The organism is Saccharothrix sp. S26 (assembly GCF_021390395.1).
Classification (GTDB): Bacteria; Actinomycetota; Actinomycetes; order Mycobacteriales; family Pseudonocardiaceae; genus Actinosynnema.
The window spans coordinates 457969-474996 of record NZ_JAJUWT010000001.1 but is presented as its reverse complement, the minus strand read 5'-3'; the positions used below and the strand labels follow the sequence as shown (position 1 = coordinate 474996).

The window sequence follows — 17028 nt, the reverse complement described above, 5'->3', positions numbered from 1 at the left end:
GGGTGGTCACGCCCTGAGCGGGCGTTGCGGCGATTGGGTGCGTCGGCGGAGGGGCTTGCTGCGGGCAGGAGGCGGTTCGGCGGTTCAGTTCGCTGGAACGGGATGGACCGGCAGGGAATGGATGACCGGGATGAACGCGGCTGGGTATTCATGGTCGACTCCGCGGTGGACAGAGGTGGGTGACGGCGATCGGGTGAGGTGAACGGCAGGACTGGGGTCGGCCGGAGGTGGTTGGAGTGGTCAGACGCGGAGGAGGTCGCGGAGTTTGGTCAGTTTGGCGTCGCCGATGCCTTCGATTTCGCTCAGTTGGTCCAGGGAGGTGAAGGGGCCGCGTTTCTGCCTTCGGTCGATGATGCGTTGGGCGGTTACCGGGCCCACGCCTGGCAGGGTGTCCAATTGGTCTTTGGTCGCGGTGTTGAGGTTCAGTGGTTCGGTGGCGGTGGTGGTTGGTTGAGGAGCCGGGATGCCGACGGCTATCTGTTCGCCGTCGCCGACTTTGCGGGCCAGGTTCAGCGGGGTCAGGTCGGCTCCCGGGTTGGCTCCGCCCGCGGCTTGGAGGGCGTCGGCCACCCGTGCGCCGTTCGGGACGGTCACCAGGCCCGGGTTCGGGACCAGGCCCACGACGTTCACGACCACCTGGTCCTCGGCGCGGGTGACGGCGGCGGCCTCGGCCACGGGGAGGTTCGGTGGGGTTTCCGGCACGGGGCGCTGCCACCACAGGGCCAGGGCGACCGCCAGCGCCACACCGGCCATGACGCCGGCCAACAGAAGTCTGCGCCGATGAGGGACGACGGGTTCGGGTAGCCAGCGCTGGAGCAGGCGACGTAGCGCGGGCGGCGGCCCTTTGCCGTCCGCGGAGACGAACACCAGCGTCTCGGCATCGGAAGCGCGGTGTTTGCCGCGTTCTTGGCAGATGAGGGATTTCAGGCGGGCCGTTGCGGTTTCCGGGCTGTTGTCGAACATGGTGTCGACGCTAGGCCGGATGGAGCAGGGGGTGGGGCGGGAATTCGGGATCTGTGGATAAGTGGCTGAATGATGGATAACGCGGCGCTAGGACACCCCGCCGGGCAGCACCACGACACCCAGCACACCCGGGCCCGTGTGCGCACCGATCACCGCTCCGACCTCGGAAATCAGGCACCCGGTCGAGCCGGGGACGCGCTCGTCCAGCAACGTCGCCAGTTCCGCCGCGCGTTGCGGCGCGGCCAAGTGGTGGACAGCCAGCCCGACCGGCCCGGAACCCGCCGCCGACGCCGCCAGGTCGACCAGGCGGCCGATCGCCCGCCCCATCGTCCGCACCTTCTCCAACGGCACGATCCGGCCGTCGTCCACGTGCAGCAACGGCTTCACCGCCAACGCGGTCCCCACCAACGCCGCGGCCGCACCGATGCGCCCGCCGCGCCGCAAGTGGTCGAGCGTCTCCACGCAGAAGAACATCTTGACCCGTCCGGCGGCCGCCACGGCGGCTTCCTCCGCGCACCGGGCGTCACCACCGGCGGCGCACGCGGCCAGCACGGCGAACCCCAGCCCCATGCCCGTGGCCCGCGAGTCGACCACCCTGATCCGCGTCGGGTCGACCTCCTCGGCGGCCAACCGCGCGGCCTCCCACGTGCCCGACAGATCACGGGACAGGTGCACGGACACGATCGCCTCCGCGCCCTCGGCCAACGCCGACCGGTACACCTCGGCCAGCTCCCCCGGCGTCGGCCGGGACGTGGTCACCCGACGGTGCTCCCCCAACGCCGCTGCCAGCTCCGCCGGGCCGAAGTCCACCCCGTCCAACCTGCTGCGACCGTCCACGGCCACGTGCAGCGGCACGACCCGGACGCCGTGACGCTCGGCGAACCCCTCGGGCAGGTACGCCGTGGAGTCGGTGACGATCGTGGTGGACACGAGTGCCGAGACTACGGCTCCACCGCACCCGAGTGGCCGACCGCCACGGACCTGATCAGTTCCGCCATGGCCCGCCCGACCAGCTCGTGGCCCTCCCAACCCCAGTGCAGGCCGTCCGGGTTGCCACGCCGTGACCCAACGTGCTCACCCACCAACGCAGGCACGTCGAGCAACGGCACGCCCGCCCCCTCCGCCCACTCGCGCAGCGCGCGCTCCCCCGCCGCACGTCCGCTGTGCACACCCGCGTAAGCAGCCGAACGATGCACCGAAGGCGTCATCCCGACCACCTTGATGCCCGGCTCCAGCGCACGCACAGCACGCACCGAATCGTTCAGGTAACGCACGGTCAAACGCGGCGGCAGGGCCACCGGATACCCGCAGAACGCCCGCGACAGCACCGGCTGCAGCGTCCGGTACCCGGCTCGCGCCCGCCGCCGCAGCCCGTCGGGCCGCAGGTAGCGCAGCCCTTGCCGCAGGTAGGTCGGCAACGGCGACGGCAGCGTGTCCATGTGCCCCACTGCCAGCACCAACACGTCCGTGCGCGGCAGCAGCGACCACACCCGGGGGTCGCCCGTCAGCGACCACCAGGCGTCCCGGGCCGTCCAGCCGAACCCCGCCGCCAGCTCCGCGTGCCCGCCCAACGCCGACGCGGCGACGTTCGGCCACAACCCGGGGTCGTCGGCCGGCAGCGGACCCCGCGGACCGTGGAACGAGAGCGAATCGCCGAGGACGAGCAGCCTCACCGGGTGATTCCGGCGTTGTAGGACGACAGCCGCCACCTGCCGTCACCCTGCGGGCGGCGGGCGAACACCGTCCAGTGGCAGTTGCCGATGCCACCCAGCAGCGCCCACCGGTCGACCGGCAGCTCCAGCAACCGCCCGGTCAACGCGCTGATCAGGCCGCCGTGCGCGCACAGCATCACGGTGCCGGAGAACTCCTCGTCCACCTCGGCCACCACGGCGAGCGCGCGCTCGGCGACCTCCACGCGCGTCTCACCGTCCGGCGGCGCCAAGGTGCCGTCGACGCGCCACAGGTCCAGCGCGCCCGGCCACTCCGCCTCGATCTCGGTCGAGGTGAGCCCCTGCCACTTGCCCAGGTGCGTCTCGCGCAGCCGTTCGTCGATGCGCAGCTCGACGCCGGTCGCGTCGGTGAACACGGTCGCGGTGTCCCGGGCGCGGTGCAGGTCGGAGGCGACCACCAGCTCGGGCGCGAACCCGGCGAGCACCGGCACCGCGAACCGCGCCTGGTTCCACCCGGTCTCGGTCAGCGACGAGTCCAGGTGGCCCTGCATGCGGCCGGTCGCGTTGTAGTCGGTCTCACCGTGCCGCCACAGCACGAGCCGGTTCAGGGTCATGCCTCGGCGACCTCGTCGGCCGGGGGCCCGGCGTCGAACTCGATGCGCGGGCAGTCCTTCCACAGCCGCTCCAGGCCGTAGAAGGTGCGCTCCTCGACGTGCTGGACGTGCACGACCACGTCCACGAAGTCCAGCAGGACCCAACGACCCTCGCGCGCGCCCTCACGGCGGACCGGCTTGCGCCCGGCCTCGCGCAACTTCTCCTCAACGTTGTCCACGATCGCGCCGACCTGCCGCTCGTTCGGAGCGGAGGCGATCACGAAGCAGTCCGTGATCACCAGCTGGTCGGACACGTCGAGCACGATCACGTCGTGCGCCTTCTTGTCGGCTGCCGCGCTAGCGGCGACCAGCGCCAACCGTCGTGCCTCGTCGGTGGCTGCCACGTCACTCCTCATCACACCGGCGGACGCCGTTACGCCCGCACGAGTCAATGAGGGTACCGGCGACCCGGCTCAGTCCGGCATCGAGTAAAGCCCGCGCTTGGAGATGTATTGGACGACACCATCCGGCACGAGGTACCAGACGGGCAACCCGGAGGCCGTCCGGGCGCGCACGGCGGTCGAGGAGATGGCCATCGCGGGCACCTCCACCAGCGACACCGCGCCTGGTGGGAGGTGGGTGTCGTCCAGTTCATAACCCGGTCGGGTGACCCCGATGAAGTGGGCCAGGCCGAACACGTCGTCCGCCCGCCGCCACGACAGGATCTGCTCCAACGCGTCCGCGCCGGTGATGAAGAACAGGTCCGCGTCCGGGTGGCGGACCTTGAGGTCGGTGAGGGTGTCGATGGTGTACGTCGGCCCCGGCCGGTCGATGTCCACCCGGCTGACCGAGAACCGCGGGTTGGACGCGGTGGCGATGACCGTCATCAGGTAGCGGTCCTCGGCCGCGCTGACCTCGCGCTCGCTCTTCTGCCACGGCTGACCCGTCGGCACGAAGACGACTTCGTCGAGGTCGAAGCGGGCCTGGACCTCGCTGGCGGCCACCAGGTGGCCGTGGTGCACGGGGTCGAAGGTGCCACCCATGACGCCGATCCGCCGGTTCGACATGGGAGGTGAGCCTAGTTCGGGTGGTGCGCGGGCGGCCGGTCGCTCCCCGAAAGGCCGCCCGCGCACTCGTCTCCCCGTCGCGGCCCTGGGGGAGTGGGCCGCATCCGCGGATCGCGCGACCCTCCCCGAATCCGAGCCGCACGGAGGAGGAACGCGCACGTCACGCGGCTATGACGCGATCCGCGGAACTTTCTTGGCTACAGCTGCGGCGCGAGCACCTCACCGTCCGCCGAACGCACCAGGATCGCCTCCATCGGGCACGACTCCGCCGCGTCGATCACCGCGTCGTCCGCGTCCACCCGCGCCTTGACCGGCGACGACGTGCCGTCGTCCAGGCGGAAGTGGTCGGGCGCGATCGACGTGCACATGCCGGTGCCGAGGCACGCGCCCCGGTCGACCTCGATCGTCCACTCGCTCATCGGTCTACCACCTCACCAGTAGGCGTTCGGGCCCTCGCACCAGTCTGCCCTTCTTGAACACCACGTCGTCGGCCAGCTCCAGGTTCGGGAACCTGTTGAGCAAGGTCGAAATGGACACCTGCAACTCCATCCTCGCCAAGGGCGCGCCGATGCAGTGGTGCACGCCGTGGCCGAACGCGAAGTGCGGGTTGTGCGGGCGGTGGAAGTCCAGCTCGTGCGGGTTCGGGAACACGGCCGGGTCGCGGTTGGCCACCAGGCCGTCCACGAACACCGCCTCACCTGCGCGGATCGTCACGCCCGACAGCTCCACGTCGGCGGTGGCGATCCGGGGGAAGCCGGGCGCGCCGGACAGCTTCGTGATCCGGAGGAGCTCCTCGATCGCGGCGGGCAGCAGGGACGGGTCGGCGCGCAGCTCGGCCAGCCGGTCGGGGTGGGTCAGCAGTTGGTACACGAAGTTGCTGATCTCGCTTCCGGTCGTCTCGTGGCCCGCGATGAGCAGCGTGACGCCGAACGACACCAGCTCCTCCTCGGTGAGCCGGTCCTCGTTGTCGTGCGCGTGCACCAGCACGGTGAGCATGTCGTCGGCGGGGTTCTGGCGCTTGTCCTCGACCAGCTCGCGGATGTAGGCGCGCAGCGCCGCGGCGCCTGCCTCGATCTCGGGCACGGTGAACGCGGTGATCGCCACCGCCGCGTCCGACCACTCGCGGAACTTCACGCGGTCCAGCGCGGGCACACCCAGCATCTCGCTGATGAGCGTGATGGCCACAGGCATGGCCAGCGCGTCGACCAGGTCGGCGGGCGGCCCCTGCTCCTCCATAGCGTCCAGCAGGCCGTCCACGATCTCCTGAGCGCGCTCGCGCAGCTGTCCCGTGCGCCGGGCGGTGAACGCCTTGGCCAGGATGCGGCGCAGCCGGGTGTGCTCCGGCGGGTCCATGCTCAGGATGGTCGTGATGCCCGGCACCTCGGGCATGGTCCGCGGCGGGTCGTAGTCGGCGTCCATCACCGGCGCGCGGCTGAACCTCGGGTCGGCCAGCACGACCTTCGCGTCGGCGTAACGCGTGACCAGCCACGCTTCGCGACCGTAGGGCAGGCGCACCCTGGCCACCGGCTCGTCCCGCTGGAGCTCCAGGTAGGTCCCGTTCACGCCGAGGTCGTCCGGTTCGGCGAACGGATACGCCCTGACCTGCATCGGCACCCCCACTGCCCGTGATCGCTGCCACCGACAGTAGGCACCGCGCACGGTCGCCCGGGACGTGCTCCGCGGCGCCGCTACGGCTTTCACCGGCGGCGCTGCGGAGCCGACGCCGGCTAGGGCTGCGGCGCGAGCACCTCGCCGTCCGCCGAACGCACCAGGATCGCCTCCATCGGGCACGACTCGGCCGCGTCGATCACCGCGTCGTCCGGCTCGACGTCCGTGCTGACCGGCGACGACGTGCCGCCGTCGAGGCGGAAGTGGGCGGGCGCGATCGACGTGCACATCCCGGTGCCCAGGCACGCGGCCCGGTCGACGCCCACGGTCCACCGGCTCATCGGCTCACCACCTCACCGGCAGCGCCTGCGGACCGCGGATCAACCGGCCCTTCTTGAACGTCACGTCGCCGTCCAGCCGCAGCAGCGGGAACCGCTTGAGCAGCGTGCCGATGGCCACCTGGAGCTCCATCCGGGCCAGCGGAGCGCCGATGCAGTGGTGCGCGCCGTGGCCGAACATGATGTGCGGGTTGTGCTCGCGGTGGAAGTCCACCTCGTGCGGGTTCTCGAACACCGACGGGTCGCGGTTCGCCGTGATGTTGTTGACGAACACCGCCTCGCCCGGCTTGATCGTCACGCCGGACAGCTCCACCTCGGCGGTCGCGATCCGGGGGAAGCCCGCGGAGCCGCCCAGCGCGGTGAACCTCAGCAGCTCCTCGATGGCGGCGGGCACCAGCGACGGGTCGGCCCGCAGCTCGCCGAGCCGGTCGGGCATGCGCAGCAGGTGGAACGCGAAGTTGCCGATCTGGTTGGCGGTGGTCTCGTGCCCCGCCACCAGCAGCGTGACGCCGAACGAGACCAGCTCCTCCTCGCTGAGCCGGTCCTCGTTGTCCCGCGCGGCGATCAGCGCGGACAGCATGTCGTCGGCAGGCTCGGCACGCTTGTGGGCGATCAGCTCGCCGATGTAGTCGCGCAACGCCTTGTTGCCCGCCTGGATCTCCTCGTGGGTGAACGCGGTGATCGCCACCGCCGCCTCCGACCAGGCGCGGAACTTCCCGCGGTCCTCGAACGGCACGCCGAGCATCTCGCAGATGATCGTGATCGGCAGCGGCATGGCCAGCGCTTCGACCAGGTCGGCGGGCGGCCCCTGCTCCTCCATGGCGTCCAGCAGGCCGTCCACGATCTCCTGGGCGCGCTCCCGCAACTGCTCGGTGCGCCGCGCCGTGAAACCCTTCGCGACCAGCTTGCGCAGCCGTGTGTGGTCCGGCGGGTCCATGCTCAGGATGTTGGTCTCGGTCGGCATCGTCGGCAGCGTGCGCGGCACGTCCGCGCCCGGTTCCATCACCGCCGCACGGCTGAACCTAGGGTCCGCCAGCACGGTCTTGACGTCCTCGTAGCGGGTCGCCAGCCACCCCTCGCCACCGTACGGCAGGCGCACCCTGGACACCGGCTCGTCCCGCTGCAGCTCGAAGTAGAGCGGATTGACCTGCAGGTGGTCGAGTTCGGCGAACGGATAGGACCTGGTCTCCATCGTCTACCCCCATGTAAGCATTCGCTTACAGCCGACAGTAGGCAGGTCGTTACGTACCGTCAACCGGAATCGGTGCGTTCCAGCAGGACGGAGGCAGCCTGGGCCACCAGAGCCGCGACCTTGGCGGGGTCGGCCTCCGCCAGGGGCTGCTTGCCGAACACGCTGCGCAGCACGCCGATGCCCACCACCCACGCCAGGACGAGGTCCGCGCGCAGCGCCGCGTCCTCCGCGTCCGTGAGGGACGACAGAGCGCGCGCGTACTCCTCCCCCAGTTGCCGCCGCACGACCTCCGCCGCCGAGTCGTGGTGCGAGGACCTCAGCACCGCGTGCAACGGGTGGTCCTCCGGTCTCGGCTTCTCGTCCATCATGCGCAGCAGCACGTTGCGCAGCAGGTGCTCGGCGGGCGAGTCCTCCAGCAGCTCGCGGCTCTGCGTGGCCAGCACGGTCGCGAACAGCGCGTCCTTGCTGCCGAAGTAGCGGAACAGCAGGGCCTGGTTCACGCCCGCCAGGCTCGCGATGTCACGCACCGTGGTGCGGTCGAACCCTCGCTCGCCGAACAGCTTCGCGGCGGCCTCCAGCAACGCCGCCTTGGTCGCGGCGGCGTTCCTGGGCCTGCTCACGACGTCGGCCGGACGTGCCCCTCGCCCCAGACCACCCACTTGGACGAGGTCAGCTCGGTCAGCCCCATGGGACCGCGGGCGTGCAGCTTCTGGGTGGAGATGCCGATCTCCGCGCCCATGCCGAACTCGCCGCCGTCGGTGAACGCGGTGGAGGCGTTGACCATGACCGCGGCCGCGTCGACGCGCGCGGTGAACCGGCGTGCGGCGTTGAGGTCGCTGGTCACGATGGCCTCGGTGTGGCCGGAACCGTGCTCGGCGATGTGCGCGATGGCCTCGTCGATCGAGCCGACCACGCGGGCGGCGATGTCCAGGGACAGGTACTCGGTGTCCCAGTCCTCGTCGGTGGCGGCTTGGACCCTGGGGTCGCGCGCGAACCGCTCGTCGCCGTGGATGGTGACGTCCTGGCCGTTGAGGGCGTCGGTGATGCGGGGCACGAACTCGTCCGCGATCGAGGCGTGCACCAGCAGGTTCTCCGCCGCGTTGCACACGCTCGTGCGGCGGGTCTTGGAGTTGAGCACGATGCGCTGCGCCATGTCGAGGTCGGCACTCGCGTCCACGTAGACGTGGACGTTGCCCACGCCGGTCTCGATGGTCGGCACGGTGGCCTGCTGCACGACGGCGTTGATCAGCCCGGCTCCGCCGCGCGGGATGACCAGGTCGACCAGGCCGCGCGCGGTGATCAGGTGGGTGACCGAGGCGCGGTCGTGGCACGGCAGCAGCTGCACGGCGTCGGCGGGCAGGCCGGCGGTCTCCAGGGCGTCGCGCAGGATCGCCACCAGCGCGGTGTTGGAGTGCTCGGCGGTGGACGAGCCGCGCAGCAGGGCCGCGTTGCCCGACTTCAGCGCCAGGCCGGCCGCGTCCACGGTGACGTTCGGGCGGGCCTCGTAGACCATGCCGACCACGCCCATCGGGACGCGGACCTGCTTGAGCTCCAGGCCGTTGGGCAGGATCGAGCCGCGCAGCACCTCGCCGATCGGGTCCGGGAGGCCGGCCACCGTCTCCAGGCCCTGGGCCACGCCCTCGACCCGCGCCTCGGTGAGCGCGAGGCGGTCCAGCAGGCCCTGGGCCAGGCCCGCGGCGCGGCCGGCTTCGAGGTCCTTGGCGTTGGCCTCCAGCACCTCGGCGGCGCGGGTGCGCAGCGCGGAGGCCATCTCGTGCAGTGCGGCGTCCTTGCTCTCCCGGGTGGCGAGGACGAGCTCGTTGGCGGCGACGCGGGCGCGCCGGGCGGCGGCGTGCACCTGTTCGCGCAGGTCATCAGTCACGTCGTCCAGCCTACGGTCACCCGGCCGTGGCTGTCGCCGAGGTTCCCGCAGAACGGACCGGTCACCACTTCGGGTGAAGCCGGCCCGAGGAGGGTCGCACAGGTGTCCGTCTTGTCGGGGGCATCTGCCACTGTGTCGGGCATGGACGACAGCGCACTGCGGGAACTGGCCGAGGAACGGCTGAGGGCTTTGGCGGGCCCTCAGGCCGTGCTGCGGGACGACCAGTGGACGGCGATCCACGCGCTGGTGTCCGAGCGGCGGCGGGCGCTGGTGGTGCAGCGCACGGGGTGGGGCAAGTCCGCCGTGTACTTCATCGCCACGGCGTTGCTGCGGTCCCTGGGCGAGGGGCCGACGGTGATCGTGTCGCCGTTGCTGGCGCTGATGCGCAACCAGGTCGACGCCGCCGCGCGGGCGGGCGTGCACGCGGCGACGATCAACTCGGCCAACACCGACGAGTGGCAGGACGTGCAGGACCGGGTGGCGTCCGGAGAGGTGGACGTGCTGCTGGTCTCGCCGGAGCGGCTGAACAACCCGGACTTCCGGGACACGGTGCTGCCGTCGCTGACCGCGTCGGCGGGGCTGCTGGTGGTGGACGAGGCGCACTGCATCTCCGACTGGGGCCACGACTTCCGGCCGGACTACCGGCGGCTGCGGACGTTGCTGACCGAGCTGCCCGCGGGCGTGCCGGTGCTGGCCACCACGGCCACGGCCAACGACCGGGTGGTGCGTGACGTGGCCGACCAGCTGGGGCTGGGCTCGGGCACCGACACGTTGGTGCTGCGGGGGCCGTTGGACCGGGAGAGCCTGCGGCTGTCGGCCGTGCGGTTGCCGACCGCCGAGGCCAGGCTGGGGTGGCTGGCCGAGCGGCTGGCGCAGCTGCCCGGCTCGGGGATCATCTACACGCTCACGGTGGCCTCGGCGGACGACGTGGCGGCGTTCCTGCGCGAACGCGGCTACGAGGTGATGGCGTACTCGGGGCGCACCGACCCGGCCGAGCGCCAGCGGGCCGAGGAGGACCTGTTGGCGAACCGGGTCAAGGCGCTGGTGGCCACGTCGGCGTTGGGCATGGGGTTCGACAAGCCGGACCTGGGGTTCGTGGTGCACCTGGGCGCACCGCCCTCCCCCATCGCCTACTACCAGCAGATCGGCCGTGCCGGGCGTGGCGTGGAGCGGGCCGAGGTGCTGTTGCTGCCCGGCCCGGAGGACAAGGACATCTGGGCGTACTTCGCGTCGCTGGCGTTCCCGCCGGAGCACGTGGTGCGGCAGGTGCTCGACGTGCTGCCGTCGGACCGAGCGATGTCGACGGCGGCGCTGGAGCCCATGGTGGAGCTGTCGCGCACCCGGCTGGAAGTGGTGCTGAAGGTGCTCGACGTGGACGGCGCCGTGCGGCGGGTGCGCGGCGGGTGGGTGTCGACGGGGCAGCCGTGGTCCTACGACGCCGAGCGGTACGAGCGGATCGAGGCGGCGCGGCGGGTGGAGCGGCAGGCGGTGCTCGACTACCTGGCCACCGACGGCTGCCGCATGGAGTTCCTGTTGCGGCAGTTGGACGACCCGCACGCGGCACCGTGCGGGCGGTGCGACAACTGCACGGGGCAGCGGCCGTCGGCGGAGGTGTCGGACGCGGCGGCGTCGGCGGCGCGGGAACGGCTGCTGCGGCCCGGTGTCGAGGTGGAGCCGCGCAAGATGTGGCCGACCGGGATGGCGGCGGCCGGGGTGTCGTTGTCCGGGAAGATCCCGCCCGGCGAGATCGCGGCGACGGGCCGGGCGCTGGGCAGGTTGACCGACATCGGGTGGGGCAACCGCTTGCGGTCGCTGTTCGCGGGGGACGACCAGGAGATCCCCGAGGACGTGTTCGCCGCGTGCGTGAAGGTGCTGTCGGCGTGGGGTTGGGCGCAACGGCCGGTGGGCGTGGTGACGGTCGGTTCGCGAACCAGGCCCGCGCTGGTGGGCAGCTTCGGTCGGCGGATCGCGGAGGTCGGCCGGCTGCCACTGCTCGGGCAGGTGTGGTTGGGCGAGGCGACCCGGCGGGCCAACAGCGCCCAGCGGTTGGCGGGCCTGGTGCGGGACACCGACGTGCCGGACCTGTCCGGCGTGGACGGACCGGTGCTGCTGGTGGACGACCAGATCGACACCGGCTGGACGGTGACGGTCGCGGCACGACTGCTGAGGCGGTCGGGCGCATCCGCAGTCCTGCCGTTCGCGCTGGCGGTGACGGCATGACGGAGGAGGTGGTACCGAGAGGGTGAGCCTGACGACGGAACGGCCGGCACTGCACCCTTCCACCGGCCGGAGTGGGACGCGGCGCGACACCAAGGGCGGGAAACCCGACCTGCGGTTCACCTCGGGCAGTGACGGCATGACGAAGGAGGTCCGACGAACACGGTGAGACCGACCACCTACCGGCCAGACCCGGACGTGGCACGGCCCCCAGGGCGGAAAGGTCCGTCCACTCGGCGGTGCTGCCGTCCTTGTTGACGCTGGCAGCGTGACTGACCAGGTGGGACGGACAGGGCGAGATCGACCACCGAGCGGCTGGTGCTACGGGCTTTCACCGCAGCCGACGCACCGGCATTCACCGACCACCGGCCGGAACGGACGTAGCGCGACAGCAAGGGCGGGCAACCCTCTTGCGCCGCGATGCTGCCGTCCGCGTCGATGGTGACGGCGCGACACCAAGAGCGGGAAGCGCCGGTCGCTCAGCGGTGCTGGTGGTGGCGGCGTGATGGGAGAGGTGGGACCGACGAGGTGAGACTGACGACAGAACGGTTGGTGTTACGGCCTTTCACCGCAGCCGACGCACCGGCGTTCGCCGAGTACCGGTCGGATCCGGCCGTGGCGCGGTACCAGGGGTGGGAAGCGCCGTTCACCTTGGCGCAGGCCGAGGAGTTCGTGCGGGACGTCGCCGAGTCCGACCCGGCCGCGCCGGGTTGGTACCAGTACGCGGTCGAGGTGGGTGGGGTGCTCGTTGGCGATGTCGGTGTCGGGCTGCACGAGAACCGGATGCAGGCTGACATCGGGTACACGTTGGCGACCGCGCACCAGGGGCGTGGGTACGCGGCGGAAGCGGTGCGGCGGGTGTTGGCCCACCTGTTCGAGGTGCGGGGGCTGCATCGGGTGTCCGCCGAGTGCGACGCTCGCAACGAGCGGTCGGCGCGGTTGTTGACCAGGGTCGGGTTCCGGCAGGAGGGGCACCGGGTGCAGAGCACGTGGCTGAAGGGAGAGTGGACGGACGACTTGCTGTTCGGGTTGCTGGCCGAGGAGTGGCGCGCGGGGAGGCCGTGACCGGACGCTGGACCCGGGCGACAAGGGCGGCGAGCGTGACAGGGTTCGGTGAACCATCTACCGGCATCCGCCGCAGTGTGGTTGTGTCCAACCCATGGCTGCCCTGGAGACGGAGACCGCGACCCAGCACCGCCTGCCCGTCCGCAAGCTGGTCGCGGCGAGCATCGGCAACGCCATCGAGTGGTACGACTGGACCATCTACGCGACGTTCTCGATCTACTTCGCCACCCAGGTCTTCCCCAAGGACAACCCGCGGCTCGCGTTGATCAACACGCTCGCGGCGTACGCGATCGCGTTCTTCTTCCGGCCGTTGGGCGGGTACCTGCTCGGGCGGTTCGCCGACCTGCGCGGGCGGCGGACGGCGATGCTGCTCACCATCATCCTGATGGCCGGCGGTTCGGTCGCCATCGGTGTGCTGCCCACCTACGCGCAGGTCGGGTGGTTGGCACCGGTCCTGTTGCTGCTGGCCCGGGTCGCGCAGGGCCTGTCGCTGGGCGGTGAGGTCTCCAACGCCTCGGCGTACCTGGCGGAGATCGCGCCGGCGAACCGGAGGGGCCGGTACTCGGCGTTCTTCTACATCTCGACCGGGGCCGCGGTGCTGGCCGCGTCGCTGCTCGGGTACGTGCTGGCCCGCACGCTCGACAAGGCCGAGCTGGCGTCGTACGGCTGGCGCATCCCGTTCCTGGTGGGCGGTGTGCTGGGGCTGGTCGGCCTGTGGATGCGGCGCAGCCTGGAGGAGACCGAGCAGTTCGAGCACAACAAGGCCAAGGCGCAGCAGCTCAAGCGCCCGCTGCTGACGACCCTGCGCGAGCACCCCAAGGCGGTCGGGCGGCTCGTGGGCTTCACCATGCTCTCGACGCTGTGCTACTACACGTTCTTCAGTGCGCTGACGCCGTTCGCGGTGGCCAAGCGCGGCGCGGACGCCGGGGACGTGTTCCTCGCCCTGTCCATCGCGACGGTCCTGTTCATCGCGTTGCAGTACCCGATGGGCGCGCTGTCGGACCGGTTCGGCCGCAAGCCGCAGTTGCTGGTCTGGTCGGCGGCGACGGCGGTGCTGGTGGTGCCGCTGTCCACGTTGATCGGGCCGGGCGTGGGCAACCTGCTGCTGGTCTTCTGCGTGGGCCTGGGCCTGTACACGGCCATGACGTCGATCGCGCCCGCCGCGATGAGCGAGCTGTTCCCGACCGAGCTGCGCGCCCTGGGCATCGGCTCCTGGTACAACCTGACCGTGGCGCTGTTCGGCGGCACCGCGCCGCTGGTGATCCAGTGGTTGCCGGGCAGCACGTTCTTCATCTACGTCGCCGTCGGCGCGGCCATCGCGTTCTTCGTGATCCTCTCGATGCCCGAGACGAAGGGCAGCGAGCTGCGCTAGTCCTCGGCGGTCAACCGGGCCAACGCCAACTGGGTCGGCGCGGCACCGCGGGACAGCTCGGTGAGCACCACGTAGGCCACATGCCCGGCCCGTGCCCCGTTCCAGCAGGGGCAGTTCCGCGGCCACCAGCGCCTTGGTCAGCCGGTGCAGCACCGCGGCGAGGTGGGCCTGTGGCTGTGGGCCGAACCCCTGCGCGAGCGGCTCGGTTCAGTGTCGGTGTGGCGTGACGACGCCGGTATCCGCGGCTTCGTCGGTCTGCCCGCGCACGTGGCGATCATGCGCAAGTACCGGGATCTCGACGTCGCCCGCACCACCACCTGGCACACCGACGACGTCGACCCGCACGTGATCTGGCGGGCGGCCGGCCGATGGCTGCGCCCAGGCGACGGGCGAGGACCGGGCGAAGGCTAGGCGCGCAACGGCACCAGGTCGTCGGCGTGCACGACCTCTCGGCGCTGCTCGGCCGGGAGGTCGCCGGTCTTGCGGCCGATCAGCGCGGGCAGCTCGGCGGCGTCGAAACCGACCACCCCGCGTGCCACCACGTGACCGGACAGGTCGACCAGCTCGACCACGTCACCGGCCTCGAACGCGCCCTCGACGCCGGTGATGCCCGCCGCCAGCAGCGAACGCCGCCGGCCCACGACCGCGGCCACCGCGCCGTCGTCCAGCACGAGCCTGCCGGACGCGTCGGCCGCGTGCCCGAGCCAGAAGCGGCGCGCGGACAGCCTCGGGCCGGTCACCGCGAACGCCGTGCCGACGTCCGCCGTGCTCAACGCCCGCGCCGCGTCCGCCGCACCCGCCAGCAGCACGGGAATGCCCGCCGACGCCGCCAGCCTGGCCGCGGCCAGCTTCGACGCCATCCCACCGGTGCCCAGCCCGGACGAGCCGACCGACCCCGCCCGCACACCGTCCACATCGGACGCGTCGGCCACCTCGGTGACGCGTCGCGCGCCCGGTTGGCGCGGATCGCCGTCGTAGAGCGCGTCGACGTCGGAGAGCAGGAACAGCGCGTCCGCGCCGACCAGGTGCGCCACCAGCGCGGCCAACCGGTCGTTGTCGCCGAACCGGATCTCCTCGGTGGCCACCGTGTCGTTCTCGTTCACCACCGGCACCGCGCCCAGCGCGAGCAACCGGGAGAACGTGCGCTGCGCGTTGCGGTAGTGCGACCGCCGCACCACGTCGTCCGCGGTCAGCAGCACCTGCCCCACCGTGAGCGAGAACCGCCCGAACGAGTTCGCGTACGCGTGCGCCAGCGCCAACTGCCCGACGCTCGCCGCCGCCTGCTGCGTGGCCAGGTCACGGGGTCGCCGCGTGACGCCCAGCGGCGCGAGGCCGGCCGCGATCGCGCCCGACGACACCAGCACCACCTGGCTGCCCGCCGCGCACCGCGCCGCGACGGCGTCCACCAGCGCGTCCAGCCGCGACCGGTCCAGCCCGCCGGCGGCGGTGGTCAGCGACGACGACCCGACCTTCACCACGACCCGGGACGCCGCGGACACCGCCTGCCGAGCCTGCGACGCCGCCACCGAACCGATCACTCGTCGTCGTCCTCTTCGAACTCGTCGTAGGAGCCGGGGATGCGGCGGGCCTTCTTCGCCGCCAAGCGCTCGGACGCGCCGACGCGGTTGTTCGGCTCCAACCGGACGTCCGTGCCGCGGCCGCTCATGGTCATCGCGATGCCCGAGGGCGTCGTCGGCTCCCAGTCGAACACCAGGTCGCCGATGGTGACCTGGCAGCCGGCTTCCGCGCCCATCTTGACCAGCGCGTCCTCGACACCGAGGCGGGCCAGGCGGTCGGCCAGGTAGCCGACGGCCTCGTCGTTGCTGAAGTCGGTCTGCCGGATCCACCGCTCGGGCCGCTCGCCGCGCACGATGAAGCCGCCCTCGGACTGCGGGTCCTCCACCACGGTGAAGCCCTGGTCGTCCACGGCCCTGGGCCGCAGCACGATCCGGGTCGACTCCTGCTTCGGCTTCGCCGCGCGGTACTCCTCCACCACGCGCGCCAACGCGAACGTCAGCTCGCGCAGGCCCTCGCGGCTGGCCGTGGACACCTCGAACACCGGCAGGCCGCGCGCCTCGATGTCCGGGCGCACCAGCTCGGCCAGGTCGCGCGCCTCCGGAATGTCGATCTTGTTCAGCACCACCACGCGGGGCCGTTCGGCCAGGTCGTCGGCCAGGGAGGGGGTGTACTTCGCCAGCTCCTCCTCCAGCGCGTCGATGTCCGACAGCGGGTCGCGGCCCGGCTCGTACGTGGCGCAGTCCACGACGTGCACCAGCACCGCGCAGCGCTCGATGTGCCGCAGGAAGTCCAGGCCGAGGCCCTTGCCCTCCGAGGCGCCGGGGATCAGGCCGGGCACGTCGGCCATGGTGAAGATCGTCTCGCCGCCGGTGATCACGCCCAGGTTCGGCACCAGCGTGGTGAACGGGTAGTCGGCGATCTTCGGCTTGGCCGCGGACAGCACCGAGATCAGCGACGACTTGCCCGCCGACGGGAAGCCCAGCAGGCCGACGTCGGCGACGGACTTCAGCTCCAGCACGAGGTCGTGCTGCTCGCCCGGCTCGCCCAGCAGGGCGAACCCGGGCGCCTTGCGGGCCTTGGACGCCAGCGAGGCGTTGCCGAGGCCGCCACGGCCGCCCTGGGCCGCGATCAGCCGGGTGCCCTCGCCGACGAGGTCCGCGAGCACCTCGCCGTCGGGCGTCATCACGACCGTGCCGTCGGGCACGCGCAGTTCGAGGTCCGCGCCGTTCGCGCCGTCGCGGTTGCCGCCCTGGCCGCCCTTGCCGTTGCCGGCGGAGGCGTTGGGGCGGAAGTGGAAGTCGAGCAGCGTGTGGACCTGCGAGTCGACCACGAGCACGACGTCGCCGCCCTTGCCGCCGTTGCCCCCGTCCGGGCCGCCGAGCGGCTTGAACTTCTCGCGGTGCACGGAGGCGACCCCGTTGCCCCCGTCACCTGCCGCGACGTGGATGACGACCCGGTCGACAAAGCGGGACACGGGATTTCCTCTCTAGCAGAAGCGACGAGGGGCGGGAACCGGATTGCACCGGCCCCGCCCCTCGTCGTC

At 71.7% G+C, this 17028-nt stretch carries 18 protein-coding genes; 4 read left to right on the top strand and 14 right to left on the bottom strand.

What is annotated here, in order from left to right; genetic code table 11:
- Positions 1-240: 240 nt before the first annotated feature.
- The 12 genes from LZG04_RS02195 to LZG04_RS02140 all read right to left on the bottom strand — a co-directional run bounded on the left by LZG04_RS02195 (position 241) and on the right by LZG04_RS02140 (position 9313).
- Positions 241-963, bottom strand: coding sequence for a ComEA family DNA-binding protein (locus LZG04_RS02195; RefSeq protein ID WP_233812549.1), 723 nt, complete (start codon positions 961-963; stop codon positions 241-243).
- 87 nt (positions 964-1050) lie between these two features.
- Positions 1051-1893, bottom strand: a complete 843-nt coding sequence (locus LZG04_RS02190) for a DegV family protein (protein WP_233812548.1) — start codon at positions 1891-1893, stop codon at positions 1051-1053.
- An 11-nt stretch (positions 1894-1904) separates the two neighbouring features.
- Positions 1905-2636 (bottom strand): diglucosylglycerate octanoyltransferase, encoded by a 732-nt coding sequence (octT, locus tag LZG04_RS02185; RefSeq protein ID WP_233812547.1) that lies wholly within the window; start codon positions 2634-2636, stop codon positions 1905-1907.
- On the bottom strand, positions 2633-3247 hold the full coding sequence (locus LZG04_RS02180) for a histidine phosphatase family protein (RefSeq protein ID WP_233812546.1): 615 nt from the start codon (positions 3245-3247) through the stop codon (positions 2633-2635). The genes octT and LZG04_RS02180 overlap by 4 nt, the downstream gene beginning before the upstream one ends.
- Positions 3244-3630 (bottom strand): ribosome silencing factor, encoded by a 387-nt coding sequence (gene rsfS, locus LZG04_RS02175; RefSeq protein WP_233812545.1) that lies wholly within the window; start codon positions 3628-3630, stop codon positions 3244-3246. The genes LZG04_RS02180 and rsfS overlap by 4 nt, the downstream gene beginning before the upstream one ends.
- 69 nt (positions 3631-3699) lie before the next feature.
- The gene (nadD, locus tag LZG04_RS02170) at positions 3700-4293 is read right to left on the bottom strand and encodes a nicotinate-nucleotide adenylyltransferase (protein ID WP_233812544.1); all 594 of its coding nucleotides are present in this window, start codon (positions 4291-4293) and stop codon (positions 3700-3702) included.
- A gap of 197 nt (positions 4294-4490) precedes the next feature.
- Positions 4491-4712 (bottom strand): ferredoxin, encoded by a 222-nt coding sequence (locus tag LZG04_RS02165; RefSeq protein WP_233812543.1) that lies wholly within the window; start codon positions 4710-4712, stop codon positions 4491-4493.
- 4 nt (positions 4713-4716) lie between these two features.
- A complete protein-coding gene (locus LZG04_RS02160; protein WP_233812542.1) occupies positions 4717-5901 on the bottom strand; it encodes a cytochrome P450 in 1185 nt (394 codons plus the stop codon).
- Between the two features lie 119 nt (positions 5902-6020).
- On the bottom strand, positions 6021-6242 hold the full coding sequence (locus tag LZG04_RS02155; protein ID WP_233812541.1) for a ferredoxin: 222 nt from the start codon (positions 6240-6242) through the stop codon (positions 6021-6023).
- Between the two features lie 4 nt (positions 6243-6246).
- Positions 6247-7431 carry a cytochrome P450 gene (locus LZG04_RS02150; RefSeq protein ID WP_233812540.1) on the bottom strand — a complete coding sequence of 395 codons (1185 nt, stop codon included), beginning with the start codon at positions 7429-7431 and terminating at the stop codon, positions 6247-6249.
- Positions 7432-7490: 59 nt separating this feature from the next.
- Positions 7491-8051 carry a TetR family transcriptional regulator gene (locus LZG04_RS02145; protein WP_233812539.1) on the bottom strand — a complete coding sequence of 187 codons (561 nt, stop codon included), beginning with the start codon at positions 8049-8051 and terminating at the stop codon, positions 7491-7493.
- Positions 8048-9313: a glutamate-5-semialdehyde dehydrogenase gene (locus LZG04_RS02140; RefSeq protein WP_233812538.1), complete on the bottom strand. Its 1266-nt coding sequence runs from the start codon at positions 9311-9313 to the stop codon at positions 8048-8050. Before LZG04_RS02140 ends, LZG04_RS02145 begins: the two co-directional genes overlap by 4 nt.
- A 141-nt stretch (positions 9314-9454) precedes the next feature.
- On the opposite strand from LZG04_RS02140, the gene LZG04_RS02135 reads away from it, so the two are divergent.
- The 4 genes from LZG04_RS02135 to LZG04_RS02120 all read left to right on the top strand — a co-directional run bounded on the left by LZG04_RS02135 (position 9455) and on the right by LZG04_RS02120 (position 14378).
- Complete coding sequence (locus LZG04_RS02135; protein ID WP_233812537.1) at positions 9455-11533, top strand: ATP-dependent DNA helicase RecQ; 2079 nt, start codon at positions 9455-9457, stop codon at positions 11531-11533.
- A 549-nt stretch (positions 11534-12082) separates the two neighbouring features.
- Positions 12083-12595, top strand: a complete 513-nt coding sequence (locus LZG04_RS02130; RefSeq protein WP_233812593.1) for a GNAT family N-acetyltransferase — start codon at positions 12083-12085, stop codon at positions 12593-12595.
- 94 nt (positions 12596-12689) lie between these two features.
- Positions 12690-13967: an MFS transporter gene (locus LZG04_RS02125; protein WP_233812536.1), complete on the top strand. Its 1278-nt coding sequence runs from the start codon at positions 12690-12692 to the stop codon at positions 13965-13967.
- A 144-nt stretch (positions 13968-14111) separates the two neighbouring features.
- Entirely contained in the window at positions 14112-14378 is a 267-nt protein-coding gene (locus LZG04_RS02120) for a hypothetical protein (protein WP_233812535.1), read from the top strand.
- On the opposite strand, the gene proB is transcribed toward LZG04_RS02120, so the two are convergent.
- Positions 14375-15505 carry a glutamate 5-kinase gene (proB, locus tag LZG04_RS02115; RefSeq protein ID WP_233812534.1) on the bottom strand — a complete coding sequence of 377 codons (1131 nt, stop codon included), beginning with the start codon at positions 15503-15505 and terminating at the stop codon, positions 14375-14377. The genes LZG04_RS02120 and proB overlap by 4 nt on opposite strands.
- Positions 15502-16959 carry a GTPase ObgE gene (obgE, locus tag LZG04_RS02110; protein WP_233812533.1) on the bottom strand — a complete coding sequence of 486 codons (1458 nt, stop codon included), beginning with the start codon at positions 16957-16959 and terminating at the stop codon, positions 15502-15504. Before obgE ends, proB begins: the two co-directional genes overlap by 4 nt.
- Between the last annotated feature and the right edge of the window lie 69 nt (positions 16960-17028).

Excerpts from the sequence above, each read along its gene's own strand:
- LZG04_RS02160 (WP_233812542.1), bottom strand. The coding sequence starts at position 5,901 with ATGCAGGTCAGGGCGTATCCGTTCGCCGAACCGGACGACCTCGGCGTG.
- LZG04_RS02195 (WP_233812549.1), bottom strand. The coding sequence starts at position 963 with ATGTTCGACAACAGCCCGGAAACCGCAACGGCCCGCCTGAAATCCCTC.
- LZG04_RS02135 (WP_233812537.1), top strand. The coding sequence starts at position 9,455 with ATGGACGACAGCGCACTGCGGGAACTGGCCGAGGAACGGCTGAGGGCT.
- nadD (WP_233812544.1), bottom strand. The coding sequence starts at position 4,293 with ATGTCGAACCGGCGGATCGGCGTCATGGGTGGCACCTTCGACCCCGTG.
- LZG04_RS02125 (WP_233812536.1), top strand. The coding sequence starts at position 12,690 with ATGGCTGCCCTGGAGACGGAGACCGCGACCCAGCACCGCCTGCCCGTC.
- LZG04_RS02180 (WP_233812546.1), bottom strand. The coding sequence starts at position 3,247 with ATGACCCTGAACCGGCTCGTGCTGTGGCGGCACGGTGAGACCGACTAC.
- LZG04_RS02150 (WP_233812540.1), bottom strand. The coding sequence starts at position 7,431 with ATGGAGACCAGGTCCTATCCGTTCGCCGAACTCGACCACCTGCAGGTC.
- LZG04_RS02165 (WP_233812543.1), bottom strand. The coding sequence starts at position 4,712 with ATGAGCGAGTGGACGATCGAGGTCGACCGGGGCGCGTGCCTCGGCACC.
- LZG04_RS02155 (WP_233812541.1), bottom strand. The coding sequence starts at position 6,242 with ATGAGCCGGTGGACCGTGGGCGTCGACCGGGCCGCGTGCCTGGGCACC.